Origin of the sequence: Nocardioides lentus (assembly GCF_039529515.1) — a bacterium.
GTDB lineage: Bacteria > Actinomycetota > Actinomycetes > Propionibacteriales > Nocardioidaceae > Nocardioides > Nocardioides lentus.
Map to the genome: position 1 here is coordinate 668,683 of NZ_BAAAMY010000004.1, position 15,220 is coordinate 683,902.

18 protein-coding genes are annotated in these 15,220 nt (G+C 75.5%); 13 read left to right on the forward strand and 5 right to left on the reverse strand.

Annotation, left to right across the window (positions count from 1 at the left end; all coding sequences use genetic code 11):
* Positions 1-6: 6 nt before the first annotated feature.
* A complete protein-coding gene (locus ABD158_RS09940; protein WP_344006632.1) occupies positions 7-783 on the reverse strand; it encodes a sigma-70 family RNA polymerase sigma factor in 777 nt (258 codons plus the stop codon).
* A 2-nt stretch (positions 784-785) separates the two neighbouring features.
* Positions 786-989 (reverse strand): hypervirulence associated TUDOR domain-containing protein, encoded by a 204-nt coding sequence (locus ABD158_RS09945; RefSeq protein WP_344006634.1) that lies wholly within the window; start codon positions 987-989, stop codon positions 786-788.
* 131 nt (positions 990-1,120) lie between these two features.
* Here ABD158_RS09945 and ABD158_RS09950 point away from each other — a divergent pair, with 131 nt between their 5' ends.
* Positions 1,121-1,981, forward strand: coding sequence for a DICT sensory domain-containing protein (locus ABD158_RS09950; RefSeq protein ID WP_344006635.1), 861 nt, complete (start codon positions 1,121-1,123; stop codon positions 1,979-1,981).
* Positions 1,971-2,858, forward strand: coding sequence for a thioesterase family protein (locus ABD158_RS09955; RefSeq protein ID WP_344006637.1), 888 nt, complete (start codon positions 1,971-1,973; stop codon positions 2,856-2,858). Before ABD158_RS09950 ends, ABD158_RS09955 begins: the two co-directional genes overlap by 11 nt.
* Positions 2,859-2,882: 24 nt before the next feature.
* Here the strand turns inward: ABD158_RS09955 and ABD158_RS09960 are convergent, their stop codons facing one another.
* Positions 2,883-3,956, reverse strand: a complete 1,074-nt coding sequence (locus ABD158_RS09960) for a hypothetical protein (protein WP_344006639.1) — start codon at positions 3,954-3,956, stop codon at positions 2,883-2,885.
* 113 nt (positions 3,957-4,069) lie between these two features.
* Here ABD158_RS09960 and ABD158_RS09965 point away from each other — a divergent pair, with 113 nt between their 5' ends.
* Entirely contained in the window at positions 4,070-4,633 is a 564-nt protein-coding gene (locus ABD158_RS09965) for a dihydrofolate reductase family protein (protein WP_344006641.1), read from the forward strand.
* Here ABD158_RS09965 and ABD158_RS09970 read toward each other — a convergent pair.
* The gene (locus ABD158_RS09970; RefSeq protein WP_344006643.1) at positions 4,602-5,147 is read right to left on the reverse strand and encodes a DUF2231 domain-containing protein; all 546 of its coding nucleotides are present in this window, start codon (positions 5,145-5,147) and stop codon (positions 4,602-4,604) included. The genes ABD158_RS09965 and ABD158_RS09970 overlap by 32 nt on opposite strands.
* Before the next feature lie 99 nt (positions 5,148-5,246).
* Here ABD158_RS09970 and serA point away from each other — a divergent pair, with 99 nt between their 5' ends.
* Genes serA through ABD158_RS10010 form a run of 8 tightly spaced genes read left to right on the forward strand, consistent with a single transcriptional unit; the run spans position 5,247 to position 12,727 of the window.
* On the forward strand, positions 5,247-6,491 hold the full coding sequence (gene serA / locus ABD158_RS09975; RefSeq protein ID WP_344007023.1) for a phosphoglycerate dehydrogenase: 1,245 nt from the start codon (positions 5,247-5,249) through the stop codon (positions 6,489-6,491).
* A gap of 3 nt (positions 6,492-6,494) precedes the next feature.
* Positions 6,495-7,655 (forward strand): NUDIX domain-containing protein, encoded by a 1,161-nt coding sequence (locus ABD158_RS09980; protein WP_344006645.1) that lies wholly within the window; start codon positions 6,495-6,497, stop codon positions 7,653-7,655.
* The gene (locus ABD158_RS09985) at positions 7,652-8,284 is read left to right on the forward strand and encodes a sugar O-acetyltransferase (RefSeq protein ID WP_344006647.1); all 633 of its coding nucleotides are present in this window, start codon (positions 7,652-7,654) and stop codon (positions 8,282-8,284) included. Before ABD158_RS09980 ends, ABD158_RS09985 begins: the two co-directional genes overlap by 4 nt.
* 2 nt (positions 8,285-8,286) lie before the next feature.
* A complete protein-coding gene (locus tag ABD158_RS09990; protein WP_344006649.1) occupies positions 8,287-8,601 on the forward strand; it encodes a hypothetical protein in 315 nt (104 codons plus the stop codon).
* Between the two features lie 10 nt (positions 8,602-8,611).
* Positions 8,612-9,529, forward strand: coding sequence for an N-acetyl-1-D-myo-inositol-2-amino-2-deoxy-alpha-D-glucopyranoside deacetylase (gene mshB / locus ABD158_RS09995; RefSeq protein WP_344006651.1), 918 nt, complete (start codon positions 8,612-8,614; stop codon positions 9,527-9,529).
* Positions 9,526-9,897 carry a hypothetical protein gene (locus tag ABD158_RS10000; protein ID WP_344006653.1) on the forward strand — a complete coding sequence of 124 codons (372 nt, stop codon included), beginning with the start codon at positions 9,526-9,528 and terminating at the stop codon, positions 9,895-9,897. Before mshB ends, ABD158_RS10000 begins: the two co-directional genes overlap by 4 nt.
* A gap of 10 nt (positions 9,898-9,907) precedes the next feature.
* On the forward strand, positions 9,908-11,815 hold the full coding sequence (locus tag ABD158_RS10005; protein WP_344006655.1) for a VanW family protein: 1,908 nt from the start codon (positions 9,908-9,910) through the stop codon (positions 11,813-11,815).
* Positions 11,816-11,854: 39 nt separating this feature from the next.
* Positions 11,855-12,727 carry an esterase/lipase family protein gene (locus ABD158_RS10010; RefSeq protein WP_344006657.1) on the forward strand — a complete coding sequence of 291 codons (873 nt, stop codon included), beginning with the start codon at positions 11,855-11,857 and terminating at the stop codon, positions 12,725-12,727.
* Between the two features lie 55 nt (positions 12,728-12,782).
* Here ABD158_RS10010 and ABD158_RS10015 read toward each other — a convergent pair whose 3' ends face one another.
* Positions 12,783-13,658, reverse strand: coding sequence for a GNAT family N-acetyltransferase (locus ABD158_RS10015; RefSeq protein WP_344006659.1), 876 nt, complete (start codon positions 13,656-13,658; stop codon positions 12,783-12,785).
* Positions 13,659-13,709: 51 nt separating this feature from the next.
* Between ABD158_RS10015 and fdxA the strand changes: the two genes are divergently transcribed.
* Both fdxA and dapC read left to right on the forward strand, forming a co-directional pair.
* Complete coding sequence (gene fdxA, locus ABD158_RS10020) at positions 13,710-14,036, forward strand: ferredoxin (protein WP_344006661.1); 327 nt, start codon at positions 13,710-13,712, stop codon at positions 14,034-14,036.
* Between the two features lie 16 nt (positions 14,037-14,052).
* A complete protein-coding gene (gene dapC / locus ABD158_RS10025) occupies positions 14,053-15,174 on the forward strand; it encodes a succinyldiaminopimelate transaminase (RefSeq protein ID WP_344006663.1) in 1,122 nt (373 codons plus the stop codon).
* Positions 15,175-15,220 lie beyond the last annotated feature (46 nt).

Below are 15,220 nucleotides of genomic sequence, written 5' to 3' on the forward strand. Positions count from 1 at the left end.
CGGTCCTCAGGAGGCGGGCGTCATCTCCCGCAGGTCGCGCAGGATGCGCCGCAGCAGCCGCGAGACCTGCATCTGGGTGACGCCGATGGCCTCGGCGATCTCCTGCTGGGTCCAGTCCTCGACGTAGCGCATCCGGATGATCAGGCGGTCGCGCTCGCGCAGGCAGCGGATCATCGGCTCGAGCTGGGCCCGGGTCTCGGCGGCCTCGGTCTCCGCGGTGCTGTCGCGCACCAGGGTGTCGGCGACCGTCGTGGTCGAGTCCTGGCCGACCGGCAGGTCGAGGGAGGACGCGTGGAAGCAGCCCTGCGCCCGCATGGCCTCGTCGACGTCCTCGACGCTGATGCCGAGCACCGCGGCCACGTCGGCCGCCGTCCGGGGCTCGCCGGTGCGGGTCCGCTCCTCGAAGGCCGCGACGACCCGCGACTGGTTCTCCTGGATGCGGCGGGGAGGACGCACGATCCAGCCGAGGTCGCGGAAGTGCTTGCGCAGCTCCCCGCGGATGGTGGGCACGGCGTACGACAGGAAGTCACGCTCGGGCGCCGGCTCGAAGCGGCGCACGGCCTGCACCAGCGCGAGGCTGGCGACCTGCTCGAGGTCCTCGATCGGCACGCCGCGGTTGCGGTAGCGCCCGGCGAGGGTGCGCGCGAGCTCGAGGTTCACGACGACGACCTCGTCGCGCAGGCGGTCACGGGTGGCGTCGTCGGTGGCCTCGGAGATCTCCGCGAACAGGCGCGTGGTCTCCTCACGGCGCCGTACGCGTCGCGGGGTCTCGGTGGTGGGCACGGTCATCCCCTCTCGAGGGTCGATTCCTTGTGAGCGGCCTGGGAGCCCGTCTTGTCGGACTCGACGATCCAGTACGGCTCGTCGTCGCTCGCGTTGAACTTCTGCTTGTCGTGCTGGAACGGGGAGGTCTTCTTCTCGACCGCGGTGCCCTCCGTCGTGCCCTGCGGGGTGTTCCAGGTGACGGTGTCGCCCTTGCTGATGCTCATCGGGATCCTCCCGGCTGGAGTGGGCCGTGGGGGCCCGGGGCGCGGAGATCGGGGACCTCTCCGCGTTGTTCAGGTCTGTTCAGGTTCTGTTCTACGACTTCGACACTATGTACAGGTCTAGCATGAACCTGATGACCGGTCCAGAGAACGACGTGTCCGATGACGCACACCTCACGATCGGCGACGTGGCGGCGCGGACCGGGGTGAGCGCCGCCACCCTGCGGGCCTGGGAGCGGCGCCACGACTTCCCCCGCCCGGAGCGGCTGCCGGGGGGCCACCGCCGCTACCGCGAGGCCCAGTGCGAGGAGGTCAAGGAGGTCGTGCGTCGCCGCGACGCCGGCACCCGGCTGGAGGCCGCCATCGGCGACGTCCTGGCCTCCGCGCGGCGCGGGCCGTCGGCGCCGTCGGTCTTCGCCTCGCTGCGGGCACGGCACCCGGAGCTCGAGGCCCTGCGCCTGCGCAAGTCGATGATGATGTCGTTGTCCTGGGCGATCGAGGACGAGGCGCTCGCGACGGCGGCGCGACCGGTGCTGTTCGGCAACTTCCAGCGCGTCGGCCACTACCGCACCGCGAAGGAGCGCTGGGCCGAGCTGTCCCGCGTCGCCGACGCCGCCGTGGTGTTCTCGGCGTTCCGCACGATGCGGGCCGACGTGGTGCCGGCCGAGGTGCCGCTGGCGCCCGACGCCCCGATGCGTCACGAGTGGAGCGTCGTGTGCGACTCCCCGCAGTTCTGCGCGGCGCTGAGCGCCTGGGAGCTGCCCGGCCAGGACCACCTCGACAACGCGGACCGCGTGATGGAGGGCATGTGGAGCGTCGACCCGTGGGTCGTGCGCGACGCGGCCCGGGCCTGCGCGCGGGTGGCGGAGGAGTGCGGCTACCCCGACACGGCGACCCTGACGAGCCTGCTCGACGACCGGCCGGTCTCCGCGGCGAGCGCGCCCATGCTGACGCTGTTCAACCGGATCATCGCCTACGCCGACGATGTCCGCTGAGGCTCCCGGGGCCGGGGCTCCAGGTGCTGGTGCTCCCGGGGGAGCCGGGTTCGCGCGGGCGACCGGGGTCGAGGCGCTCGGCGACGGCGCGTACGCCGCGGAGCTGGACGCCGGCTGGCGGATCGGGGCGGCGCTGAACGGCGGCTACCTGCTCGCCACCGTCGCCCGGGGGATGGGGCGGGTCGCGACCCACGCGCCCGACCCGCTGGCCGTCTCGGCCTACTACGCGAGCGCCGCGGCCCCGGGTGCGGCCACGGTGCGGACCCGGGTCGTGCGCGAGGGGGGCTCCAGTGCCGTCCTCGGCGCCGAGCTCGTCCAGGCGACGGCCGACGGGACCGAGGAGGTCCGCCTCTCCGCCCTCGCGACGTACGGCGTGCTCGCGCGCGAGCCCGACCCGGCCGCGGGCCCGGTCCCGGTCGCACCGCCGGCCGACCTGCCGCCGCCCGAGGACTGCGTGGGTCCCGCCGACGTCGCGCCGGCCTTCGCGCGCGAGGCACCGTTCGTGGAGCGCTTCGAGATGCGGATGGACCCGACGTCCGCCGGCTGGCTGCGCGGGGCGCCGTCGGGGCGCGGCGTGCAGCAGGGCTGGCTCCGACTGGCCGACGGCGCGGCCCCCGACCCCTGGCTGCTGCTCCTCGTGCTCGACGCCCTCCCGCCGGTCACCTACGACCTGGGCCTGCCCGGCTGGGCGCCCACGCTGGAGCTGACGGCACACGTGCGCGCCCACCCGGAGCCGGGCTGGCTGGCGGTGCGCCACGAGACCCGGACCGTGGCCGGGGGCCTGTTCGAGGAGGACAGCGCGGTCTGGGACTCCTCCGGACGGCTGGTCGCCCAGGGCCGCCAGCTCGCCCGGACCCCGCGCCCGCCCCGCGGCTGAGCCCGACGGGGAATCCCGGACGGGTCAATCCCGCGGCATCCTCATCCCGACCACCCAGCGTCGCCGCGGGTGCTCGGTGACGGTCCAGACCTCGTCCCCACCCGCCCCGTCGGCCCCGCCGCGGACCGTCAGGTCCTCCGGACCCACCGGGGTGGCCCACCGGCGTCGCCGCCAGGCGCCGTCCGCGTCGCGTCGCACCCACAGCGACCCCGGCGTGGTGGGGCCGTGGGAGGTGCTGACGACCCATCGGTCCTCGCGGCGCAGGGCGCCCTGCATGCCCGGCACGCCGTCGAGCACCTCGATCGGCTCGGCGCGCCCGGACGCGTCGACCGCCGGCAGGCGGTCGGCCGGGTCGAGGGGCCAGCGGACGAGCCGGCGGGTCTGCCTGCCGCGGCCGTACTCGCCGACGACCAGCGCCGGGTGCGCCGGGTCGTGGTCGTCGAGGGAGAGGAACGAGTAGCGCAGCGGGTCGGTCCCGTCCGCGGTGCGGGCGCGGTGGGCGACCCGCATCGGGAGCACCCAGGAGTGACCGAAGGTGCGCTCGCGCCACGCCGCCGGCACGCGGACGAGGTCGTCGAGGTGGCAGGTCGCGAAGCCGCGGGCCGTCGCGGCGACGTGGACCCAGTCGCCCCACCACACCAGGCCGCCGGCGTGCACCTGCAACGGGCGGAAGGTCGGCGGGCCGCCGTCGCGCCCGGCGCGCGGCTCCACGAGGAGCACGTGCAGGTAGCGGCGCCGGCGGACGTCGAGCGCGGTGATCCGCGAGCCGTGGGACACCCCGTCGAGCTTCTTCGAGTACCAGGTGGTGAGCAGCAGGTCGCCGCCCGGCTCGTGGGGGTCGCTGATCCCCTGGGGCCACCAGCGGGGGTCGCGCCGGTCGGCGGGCTCCCACGTCAGGGCCCGTCGTACGCCGAGGCCCAGGGCGCCGTACGCCCGGCGTGCGTGGCGGCCCTCGGTCCCGAGCGCGGCGAGGAGCGCGCGGGCACCGCGGTCGCCGTCGGGCACGTCGGCCGTGAGCTCCCGCCACAGCGCGCCGAGGTCCTCGGCGCGGTGCAGGCCGAGCCCGGCCCCGGACGGCGGGACCGGCGCGCTGCTCATGCCGCTCATGCTCGCACGGCGGGTCGCGCGGCCGGCGCCGACGAGTCCCCGCCCGAGGCCCGGCCCGATGAGTCCCGTGCCCGGGGACGGTCGGCCCCACCATGAGACGACTCGTGATCACGCAGAACGTGACCCTCGACGGCGCCGTGGAGATGCTGGGGGACTGGTTCGACGCGCAGGGGCAGGGCGACCAGCCCGACCTGACCGAGGAGATGCGCCGCCAGGACGCGGCCGCGACCGCCTTCCTGTGCGGGCGGCGGACCTTCGAGGACCTGCGCGGCTACTGGCGCGACCTCGCCGACGACACCACCGGCGTCAGCGACTACCTCGACGGCGTCGACAAGTACGTCGTGTCGTCGACGCTCACCGAGCCCGCGTGGGACCGCACCACCGTGCTGTCCGGCGACCCGGTCGCGGAGGTCGCGGCGCTCAAGGCGGCGCCGGCGCCGGAGGGGCGCGACGGCACCGACATCGTGCTGACCGGCTCGATCCGCCTCGCCCACACGCTGATCGCGGCGGGTCTCGCGGACGAGTACCGCCAGTTCGTCTTCCCGGTGGTGCAGGGCGCCGGTCGCCGGTTCTTCCCGGACGGCCTGGCGCTGCCGCGGATGGAGACCCTGGAGTCCCGGACTTTCCGCTCCGGGCTCACGCTGCTGCGCCACCGCCCGGTCGGCTGACGGCCACGGGGGCCACCGCGGGGGCCGCGGCGGGGGCCGGCGCGGGGGCGGAGGACGCCACCTGGTCGCCCCAGACGGCGCGGGCGCCGGAGTCGCCGACGCGGTAGACCTGCACCCCGGCCGCGAGGGCGGCGACGACGGCCAGCACGGCGACGCCGGTGGTCAGGGCGGCGGGGCCGGGGAGCGGCTTCCCGGACGACCGCCGCCGCTCCAGGACCACGAGCGCGGTGACGAGGACGAGCAGCGGGAGGGCGAACCACAGCAGCGTCTCCCCGAGCTGGGCGTGGACGCCGGGGTCGCCGACCCGCTCCTCCAGGGCCTCCCCGCTGGAGGTGGCGACGGGCAGCAGGACGGTGGCGACGAGGGCGACGCCCACGAGCAGCGGGCCGTAGGTGACCCGCCAGGCGGGCCGCAGCGCGATCGCGAGCGTCCCCAGCACCGCCAGGGGCAGCATCACCACGACGGCGTGGACGACGAGCGGGTGGACGGGCAGGCCGTCGATGAGGTCGAGCACCCCCTCAGGCTGGCCCCGCGGACTGTGCCGCGCCCCGCAGGAGGCTGTGAGTGCCTGTGGGGGCGGCGGCGGTCCGGTGCGTCACCGCCCCGTCCCGCGATCCGGCGCCGTTTCGCACCCCGCCGCTCGACTCGGGCAGACTCGTCCGACGTGCGCGCCCTACTCCTGGAGAACCTCCACCCGCTGGCCTCGACCGTCCTCGGTGACGCGGGGTTCGACATCGAGACCCGCTCCGGCGCCCTCGACGAGGACGAGCTGATCGAGGCCCTCGAGGGCGTCGACCTGCTGGGCATCCGGTCCAAGACCGAGGTGACCGCGCGCGTGCTGGAGGCGCGGGGCGACCTCACCGCCATCGGGGCCTTCTGCATCGGGACCAACCAGATCGACCTCCCGGCGGCCACCCGGGCGGGGATCGCCGTGTTCAACGCGCCGTTCTCCAACACCCGGTCGGTCGTCGAGCTCGCGATCGCCGACATCATCGCCATGGCCCGCCGCCTCACGGTGCGCGACAAGGCGCTGCACGACGGGATCTGGGACAAGTCGGCCGCCGGCAGCCACGAGGTCCGCGGCCGCACCCTCGGCATCGTCGGCTACGGCAACATCGGCTCCCAGCTGTCGGTCGTCGCCGAGATGCTCGGCATGAAGGTCTTCTTCTACGACGTCGACGACAAGCTCGCCCTCGGCAACGCCACCCGCTGCTCCTCGCTGGCCGAGCTGCTCGCGGCCGTCGAGACCGTGACGCTCCACGTCGACGGTCGCGCCGGCAACGCCGGGATCTTCGGGCGCGAGCAGTTCGCGATGATGAAGCCGCGCTCGCTGTTCCTCAACCTCTCCCGCGGCTTCCTCGTCGACTACGACGCGCTGGCCGACGCCGTGCGCTCCGGGCAGGTCGCCGGCGCCGCGGTCGACGTGTTCCCCGACGAGCCGAAGAACCGGGGCGACCACTTCGACTCCCCGCTGCGCGGCCTCGACAACGTCATCCTCACGCCCCACGTCGGCGGCTCGACGGAGGAGGCGCAGGAGGACATCGGGCGCTTCGTCGGGGCCAAGCTGCGCGACTACGTGCACGGCGGCGTGACCTCGCTGTCGGTGAACGTGCCGACGCTGACCCCCGAGCGCACGGCCTCGGCGCAGCGGATCGCCCACCTGCACGCCAACACCCCCGGGGTGCTGGCGCGCGCCAACCACGTGCTCGCCGAGGCCGGGGTCAACATCGAGCGGCAGGTGCTGGCCACCCGCGGCGAGTGCGGGTACGCCGTGACCGACGTCGCCGCGCCCGTCAGCCCGGACGCGTTGGCCCGCCTCGGCGCGATGGACGAGACGATCCGGCTCCGGACCGTCTGAGCGGTGCCCCCGCAGCTGGTCGTCGGGGCGGCGGTGGTGCGCCACGGGACCCTGCTCGCGGCCCGGCGCACCCACCCGCCCGAGACGGCCGGACGCTGGGAGCTGCCCGGGGGCAAGGTCGAGCCCGGCGAGGACCCGGGCGACGCCGTCGTCCGCGAGGTCGCCGAGGAGCTCGGCTGCGCGGTCGTCGTCCGGCGCTGGCTCGACGCGGAGGTCGAGATCCGTCCCGGCCTGGTGCTGCGTGCGGCGGAGTGCCGTCTCGTGGACGACCGGTCGGGCGGGCCGGTGGCCGCCGAGCACGACCGGCTGACGTGGCTCGGCCCGGAGGAGCTGGGCGACGTCGACTGGCTGGAGCCGGACCGGCCCTTCCTGCCGGCGCTGCGCGAGACGCTGCTCGACGGCGAGGTGCTCGCCGGCGGCCACGTCGGCGGCGCCGTCCGGGTCGGGGCCACGGTGCGGCGGCCCGTCGGGCCGTGGACCCCCGCCGTCCACGCGCTCCTGGGCCACCTCGCCGCCGCCGGCCTGCCCCACGTCCCGGCGGTGCACGGCACCGACGCCCGCGGGCGCGAGGTGCTCGACTTCCTGCCCGGCCGGGTGGTCGACGTGGACGCCGACGAGCTCCCCGACGCCCGGCTGGCCGCGCTCGGGGCGTGGACGGCGCGACTGCACGCCGCCGTCGCGTCGTTCGACCACCCCGGCCCCTGGCGGTTCCACGGCGTCGACGCCCCGCGGCTGGTCGCCCACAACGACCTGGCGCCGTCCAACCTCGTCTGGGACGGCGACGACCTCGCCGGGGTCCTCGACTGGGACCTGGCCGGCCCCTCGAGCCCGCTGCTGGAGCTGGCGCACCTCGCCTGGCACGCCGTCCCGCTCGTCCGTGCCGCCCCGGGCGACCCCGCGCACGCCGCCCGTCGGCTGCGCCTGCTGGCCGCGTCCTACGGCGGCGGGCGGCACGACGGGCCGGGCGCCCGCGAGATCCTCGACGCGGTGCCGGGCCGGGTCCGCCTGGCGATCGGCGGCATCCGCGCCGCGTCCGGGCGGGGTGACGCGCAGATGGCCGCGGGCATGGCGGCGGCCGGCGAGCCGGCGCGCACCGAGGCGGCCCTGGCGGGGCTGGAGGCCCGGCTGCCCGCGCTCCGCGAGGCGCTAGCGTCGGGCGCATGACGACCGAGACCGCGACGTACAGCCGCGACGGCGACGCCACGATGCGCGAGCGGATGCTCGCGGGCGACCCCTACCAGGCCGACGACCCGGAGCTGTCCGCGATGGCGCAGCGCGCCCAGGTGCTGGCCGAGCGGTTCAACGCGACCTCGGTCGCCGAGCCCGACCGCGGTCGCGAGCTGCTGGTCGAGATGCTCGGCGGCCTCGGGGAGCGCTCCGTCATCCGGGCCCCGCTCCACGTCGACTACGGCGTGCACCTCAGCCTCGGCCGCGACTGCTTCGTCAACTACGGCCTCGTCGCCCTCGACTGCGGGCTGATCACCCTCGGCGACCACGTGCAGGTCGGCCCCGGCGTGCAGCTGCTGACCGCCACCCACCCCGTCGAGCCCGGCCCGCGCCGCGACCTGTGGGAGGGCGCGCAGCCCATCACCATCGGCGACAACGTCTGGCTCGGCGGCGGCGTGGTCGTCTGCCCCGGGGTCACGATCGGCGAGGACACGGTCGTCGGGGCCGGTGCGGTCGTGGTCCGCGACCTGCCCGCCGGGGTGGTCGCCGTCGGCAACCCGGCCCGCGTCCTCAAGCGCGTCGACGGCACCCCCTACGTGGCCCCGCCGGACGCCGCGGAGGCCTGAGCGTGCGCGGGATCTTCTTCGACGCCGACGCGGCCCACACGGTCGCGGCGCGGCTGCGGGACGAGGGCTGGGACGCCGTCGTCCTGCGGGAGCGCCTCGCCGGCGAGGACGACGACGAGGACCACCCGTGGGCGGTGACCACCGACGCCCCGTCGTTCGTGCTGGACCTGCTGGTCGACACCCACGACGGCTGGCTCGACGACGAGCAGGTCGACCCCGGACCGCGCACCGGCGGCACCGGCGGCGCCGGCGGCACCGGCGGCACGGTGCCGCTGGACCTGCCGACCGCGCCGCGCCGGCTCAAGCGCGAGCCGTAGGCTCGGACCCATGAGCACGCCCCCCGACCAGCGCCTGCTGCTGGTCCACGCCCACCCCGACGACGAGACCATCGGACAGGGCGCCACGATGGCCAAGTACGTCGCCGAGGGCCGCGGCGTCACGCTCGTCACCTGCACCGCCGGCGAGCTCGGCGAGGTCCTGGTGCCCGAGCTCGAGCACCTCGCCGCCGACCGCGACGGTGGGCTCGGCGAGCACCGCCGCGGCGAGATCGCCGACGCCCTGTCCGTGCTCGGCGTGACCGACCACCGCTGGCTCGGCGGGTTCGGCCGGTGGAAGGACTCGGGCATGAAGTGGCACGACGACGGCCACGCCGTCGTCGCCGACGAGGTCACCCCCGACTCGTTCTGGTTCGCCGACTTCACCGAGGCCGCCGACGCGCTGGTCGAGATCGTCCGCGAGGTCCGCCCGCAGGTGCTGGTCACCTACGACGAGTTCGGCGGCTACGGCCACCCCGACCACATCCAGGCCCACCGCGTGGCCATGTACGCCGCGCAGCTGGCCGCGGTCCCGTCGTACAAGCCGGCGCTGGGGGAGCCCTGGGACATCGCGAAGATCTACTGGGGCGCGATGTCCGAGAGCCGGATGCGCGCCAGCCTGCGGGCCCTGCGCGAGTCCGGCGACACCACCACCTTCGAGGGGATGGACCCGGACGGTCCCCTGCCGCACTTCGTGGCCCCCGACTCCGCCATCAGCGCGGTCGTGGACGCCGAGGAGCACACCGAGACCAAGCTCGAGGCGCTGCGCCGCCACCGCACCCAGGTGCAGACGGACGGCGGGTTCTTCGCGCTGTCCAACAACGTCGGCAACCGGATCTGGGGCGCCGAGGCCTACCGCATCGTCAAGGGGGTCCGCGGCGAGACCGACGAGGACGGCTTCGAGACCGACCTGTTCGCCGGGATCGGGTGAGCCGGAGCCACCCCGCGGTGCTGGCGCCGCTCCTGCTGACGGCCGGGCTGGGCACGGGCGTCGCGAGCCTCGCCCTGCACGGGCGCTGGTGGGGTCTCGCGCTCGCGGCGGCGGCGACGCTGGCCGCGGTGCTGTCGCTGCCCCGCGGGTGGCTGGCGCGTCCGGTCTTCGCGCTCGGGTGGCTCGTCCCGGTGCTCGTCGTGGGGCTGCGCACGGGCCCCGGCGGTGACGTCGTGGTGGTCGCGGACCTGCTCGGCTACCTGCTGCTCGCCCTCGCGCTGGTCGTGGCCGTCGTGGTGCTGCTGACCCTCCCCGCCGCCCGGCGGGGGCCCCCCGACGAATCCGGGTCCGGGCCCGTGTCTGCCTAGGATGCGGGCCGTGAGTCCTCCCAGCACCGACACCGCGGAGCGTCCCGCCGTGCCGCCCGACGAGACGGGTCGGACGGCGTCGGACGCCCGTCGCCGCCGTCGTGTCCTGCTGGTGGTGCTCGGCGCGCTGCTGCTGGTCGCGGTGCTCTACCTCGTCGCCTGGGCCGTGGCCGGCGACAAGGTCCCGCGCGGGGCGAGCGTGGCGGGCGTCGACGTCGGCGGCCTGAGCGCCGAGGACGCCGAGGACACGCTGCGCCGCGAGCTCGCCGACCGCGAGGCGGCCCCCGTGGCCGTGAGGGTCGGGGACGAGCGCACCGAGGTCACCCCCGACGACCTCGGCGTGGCCGTCGACCACGAGGAGTCGGTCGCCGAGGTGGGCGGCTCCCGCAGCCTGTCCCCGGTCCGGCTGTGGGACTGGTACACCGGCGGCGAGTCCGCCGACGCCGTGGTCGACGTCGACGACGACGCCCTCGACCGCACGGTCGCGGACCTGGACGAGCGCTACGGCCGACCCGCGGTCGAGGGGGCCGTGGCCTTCACCGACGGCGCGGTCGAGGCCACCGAGGCCCGCGAGGGCCGCAGCCTCGAGCCGGAGGTGACCCGCGAGGCCCTGCTCGCGGCGTACCTCGACCCCGACCCGACGGCTGAGCTCGCCCTCGGCCCGGTGGTGCCGGACGTCGACGCCTCCGACGTCGCCGAGGCCCGCGAGACGTTCGCCGACCCCGCCATGTCCGCCCCGGTCGTCCTGACCCTCGACGGCACCGAGGTCGAGCTCGACCCCGGCGAGTACGACGGGCTGCTGCGGATGGTCGCCGCGGACGGCGAGCTCGAGCCCCGCGTCGACCGCGCCGGTCTGACCGAGCTGCTCGACGAGGCGATCCCCGCCGACGCCCGCCCGGTCGACGCGACCGTGCGACTCGTCGACGGACGCCCCGAGGTGGTCCCCGGCGAGAAGGGCCTCGGGTTCACTCCCGCCGCCGCCGCGACGACCTTCCTCGAGGTGGCCGCCGCCGAGGGCGACGGTCGCCGCGGCGAGGTCGAGACCCGTCAGGTCGGACCCCGCTTCACCGCCGCCGACGCCCGGGCGCTCGGGGTGCGGGAGCAGGTCTCGACCTTCACCACCGAGTTCCCCTACGCCGAGTACCGCAACGTCAACATCGGCCAGGCGGCCGAGAACGTCGACGGCACGCTGCTCAAGCCGGGCGAGGTGTTCTCGTTCAACGACGTCGTGGGGGAGCGGACGGTCGAGAACGGCTTCACGACCGGCTTCGTGATCTCCGACGGGATCTTCGCCGAGGACCTCGGCGGCGGGGTGTCGCAGATGGCGACCACGACGTACAACGCCGCGTTCTTCGCCGGCCTCGAGGACGTCGAGCACAAGCCGCACTCGTTCTACATCGACCGCTACCCGGTCGGCCGCGAGGCGACCGTGGTGTTCGGGTCGCTGGACCTGCGCTTCCGCAACGACACCGACCACGGGGTGCTGATCTCGTCCTCGATCCGGCCGTCGACCCCCACGTCGGCCGGCTCGGTCACCGTCACGATGTGGTCGACGAAGGTCTGGGACATCGAGTCGCGGACCTCGGAGCGCTACAACTTCACCTCGCCCGGCACCCGCACGCTGACGCTGCCCGACTGCACCCCGAACTCCGGCTTCGACGGCTTCGACGTCGACGTCACCCGGATCTTCCGCAACGCGGGGGAGTCCGAGGTCGTGCGCGAGGAGACGCAGAACGTCACCTACACCCCGTCCGACACCGTCGTCTGCGAGGAGCCCCCGCCCCCGCCGCCCCCCTCCGGCGGCGGTGACGGCGGCAACGGTGGCGCGGACGGCGGTGGCGCGAACGGCGGTGGCGCGAACGGCGGTGGCGCGAACGGCGGGGGCAGCGGCGGCGGGGGTGGCGGCAACCGCCGCTGATCCGTAGCGCGCTGTGCAACTGCGAGTTACGGTGTGGCGGTGACCACACTCGGGAAACCCGTCACCGTCCTGCTCGCACTGCTCGCCACCCTGGCCGCCGTCCTCGCCGCGCTCGGCGCGACGAGCGCCCCGGCGGGCGCGGTCGCGGCGGACGGCGACGCGGCCGAGGAGCTCTCGCACCCGTTCGGGAGCCCGCTCGGCGCCAACGACTGGTCGTGCCGGCCCACGGTGCAGCGGCCCGTCCCGGTGGTGCTGGTGCACGGCACGTTCGCGGACTCCCGCACGCCGCTCGACCGGCTCTCGCTGCGCGTGAGGGCCGCCGGCTACTGCGTGTACTCGGTCGACTACGGCCTGCGGGGCACCCAGCGCATCGAGGACTCCGCCGCCACGCTGGCGGCGTTCGTCGACCGCGTGCTGGCCTCGACCGGCGCCGCGAAGGTCTCGATCGTCGGCCACTCCCAGGGCGGGATGATGCCGCGGTACTACCTGAAGAACCTCGGGGGCCTCGGCAAGGTCGACGACCTCGTCGGGCTCGCGCCGAGCAACTACGGCACCTACCGCGCCGAGCTGCTGGCCCCGGCGGGCCTCCTCGGCTGTCCCGCCTGCGCGCAGCAGGGGGCCGGGTCGGCGTTCCTGACCGCGCTCAACGCCCCCGACGACTCCCCGGGCGACGTCAGCTACACCAACGTCGTCACGCGCTACGACGCCGTCGTGGTGCCCCACACCAACGGGTGGCTGCGGCCCGCGGCCAACGTGACCAACCTGCGGCTCCAGGACGTCTGCGCCGGCAACCTCGCCGAGCACGTGCTCATCCCCGCCAACCGCACCGCGATCGCGATCGCGCTCGACGCCCTCGGCCGTCCGGGGCCCGCCCGCCCCGGAGGCTACGGGCCGCTGGCCTGCCTGCCCTGAGCCCCCGGCCCAGGCTCGCGCGTCCACGCCGAGGCCCGCTCGACCGGGCGCCGGCTCAGGCCGGGGGCACGAGGTAGCGGTAGGCGTGGTGCGTGACGAGGCCCAGCCGCTCGTAGAGCGCCATGGCGGGTCCGTTGGCCGCGTGGGTCTGCAGGTACGCCGACCGCGCGCCGTGCTCGGCGCCCCAGCCGAGGAGCCCCGACAGCACCTGCTGAGCCAGCCCGCGCCGGCGGTGGGCGGGGTCGGTCTCGATGGCGTAGAGCCCGAGCCAGTCCCCGTCGTACGCCGCGCGGCCGCGGGCGCCCGGCACGGCGAGGGCGAGGCGGGGGCCGTCGACGACCTCCTCGGCGTCGTCGGGCTCCGGCGGCAGCTCGCGACGCAGCATCGCGATCGAGGCGACCAGCACGAGGCTGTCGTCCTCGTCGGCGTGCTGGCGGACCCAGCCGGCCTCCGCGAACCCCGCGTGGGCGGGGGAGCCGACCTCCACCGCGACGAGGGGCGCCGAGCCGCGGGCGGCGTGGAAGGCCACGACGGCGGCGTGGGCCTCGGCGGCGGGCAGGCCCGGGTCGCCGAGGGCGAGGGTCGAGTTGGCGCGACGCGCCGGCTCCCGCGGGGCGGACCGCAGCAGCCAGTCGCCGAGAGGTGCGGTCTCGAGGCCGGTCCACATCGCCAGGCCTGCGCGGTGCAGGCGCGCGGCGGGCACCCGCAGCAGCACCGAGGCCCGCGGGGGCACGGGCTTGCCCGACACGACGTGGTCGAGGGGGATCCGCACCAGCGTGCCGTCCTCGCCGCGGACGGCGAGGTCGTCGGCGGTCCACTCCTCGCAGACGCCCAGCAGGTCCGTCATCGCGGGGCCTCCCGAGGGGCCCGTCTCCCCGGGCACGAGACGTCGCACGACGACCCGGAGCCCCACCACCTGTGGTCCCAGCACGACGGGATACTAGGCTGGGCCGAGTCCGTCATGAGCATGTAGGAGGAACTGGTGACCTACGTCATCGCGCAGCCGTGTGTCGACCTCAAGGACCGCGCGTGCGTCGACGAGTGTCCCGTCGACTGCATCTACGAGGGCAAGCGGATGCTGTACATCCACCCCGACGAGTGCGTCGACTGCGGGGCGTGCGAGCCGGTGTGCCCCGTCGAGGCGATCTTCTACGAGGACGACACGCCGGAGCAGTGGAAGGACTTCTACGCCGCCAACGTGAACTTCTTCGACGACCTGGGCTCGCCCGGCGGTGCGGCGAAGATGGGCGAGATCGACCACGACCACCCGCTGGTCGCGGCGCTGCCCCCGCAGGAGCACGACGAGTGATCGTCGCCCCGGGCCGATGACCCAGGCGCGGACCGGGCGGGTCTCGGCGCGCCTGCCGGACTTCCCCTGGGACCGGATCGCGTCGTACGCCGCCGTGGCGCGCGCGCACCCCGACGGGATCGTCGACCTCTCGATCGGCACGCCGGTCGACCCGACGCCGGCGGTGGCGCAGCAGGCGCTGGCGGCGGCCTCGGACTCCCCGGGCTACCCGACGACCCTCGGCCTCGAGGTCACCCGGCAGGCCGTCGTCGACTGGCTGGCCCGCGCCCACGGCGTCACGGGCCTCGGCCTCGACGGCGTGCTGCCGGTCGTCGGCTCGAAGGAGCTGATCGCCGGCCTGCCCACGCAGCTCGGCGTCGGCCCGGGCCACCTGGTGGCGATCCCGGAGGTCGCCTACCCGACGTACGAGGTGGGTGCGGTGCTCGCCGGCGCCGAGGTCGTCGCCACCGACGAGCCGGAGGCGCTGGAGCGCACCCCGGCGCTGGTCTACCTCAACAGCCCGTCCAACCCGACGGGTCGGGTCCTGGGGCCGGACCGCCTGCGGGCGCTGGTCGGGTGGGCCCGCGACCGGGGGGTGCTGCTCGTCTCCGACGAGTGCTACCTCGAGTGCTGCTGGGAGGCGTCGGCGGTCTCGGTGCTGCACCCGGAGGTCTGCGGTGGCAGCCACGAGGGGCTGCTCGCGGTCCACTCGCTGTCGAAGCGGTCCAACCTCGCGGGCTACCGGTGCGCGTGCGTGGTCGGGGACCCGGCCGTCGTCGGTGAGCTGCTCGCCGTCCGCAAGAACCTCGGGCTGATGATGCCCACGCCGCAGCAGCGCGTGATGGCCGCCGTGCTCGACGACGACGCCCACGCCGCGGAGCAGCACGCCCGCTACGCGGCGCGCCGCGACGTGCTGCGCACCGCGCTCGAGGGGGCGGGGTTCCGGGTCGACCACTCCGAGGCCTCGCTCTACCTGTGGTCGACGCGCCTGGTCGACGGCCGCCCCGAGCCCTGCCTCGACACCGTCGCCTGGCTCGCCGAGCGCGGCGTCCTCGTCGCGCCCGGCGACTTCTACGGCGCCGCCGGCGCCGACCACGTCCGCGTGGCCTTCACCGCCACCGACGAGCGCATCGCCGCCGCCGCCGCGCGCCTGACCTGAGCCGAGTCGGCCCGGATGCGCACCTCTACGACGTCGAGTCGGCCCG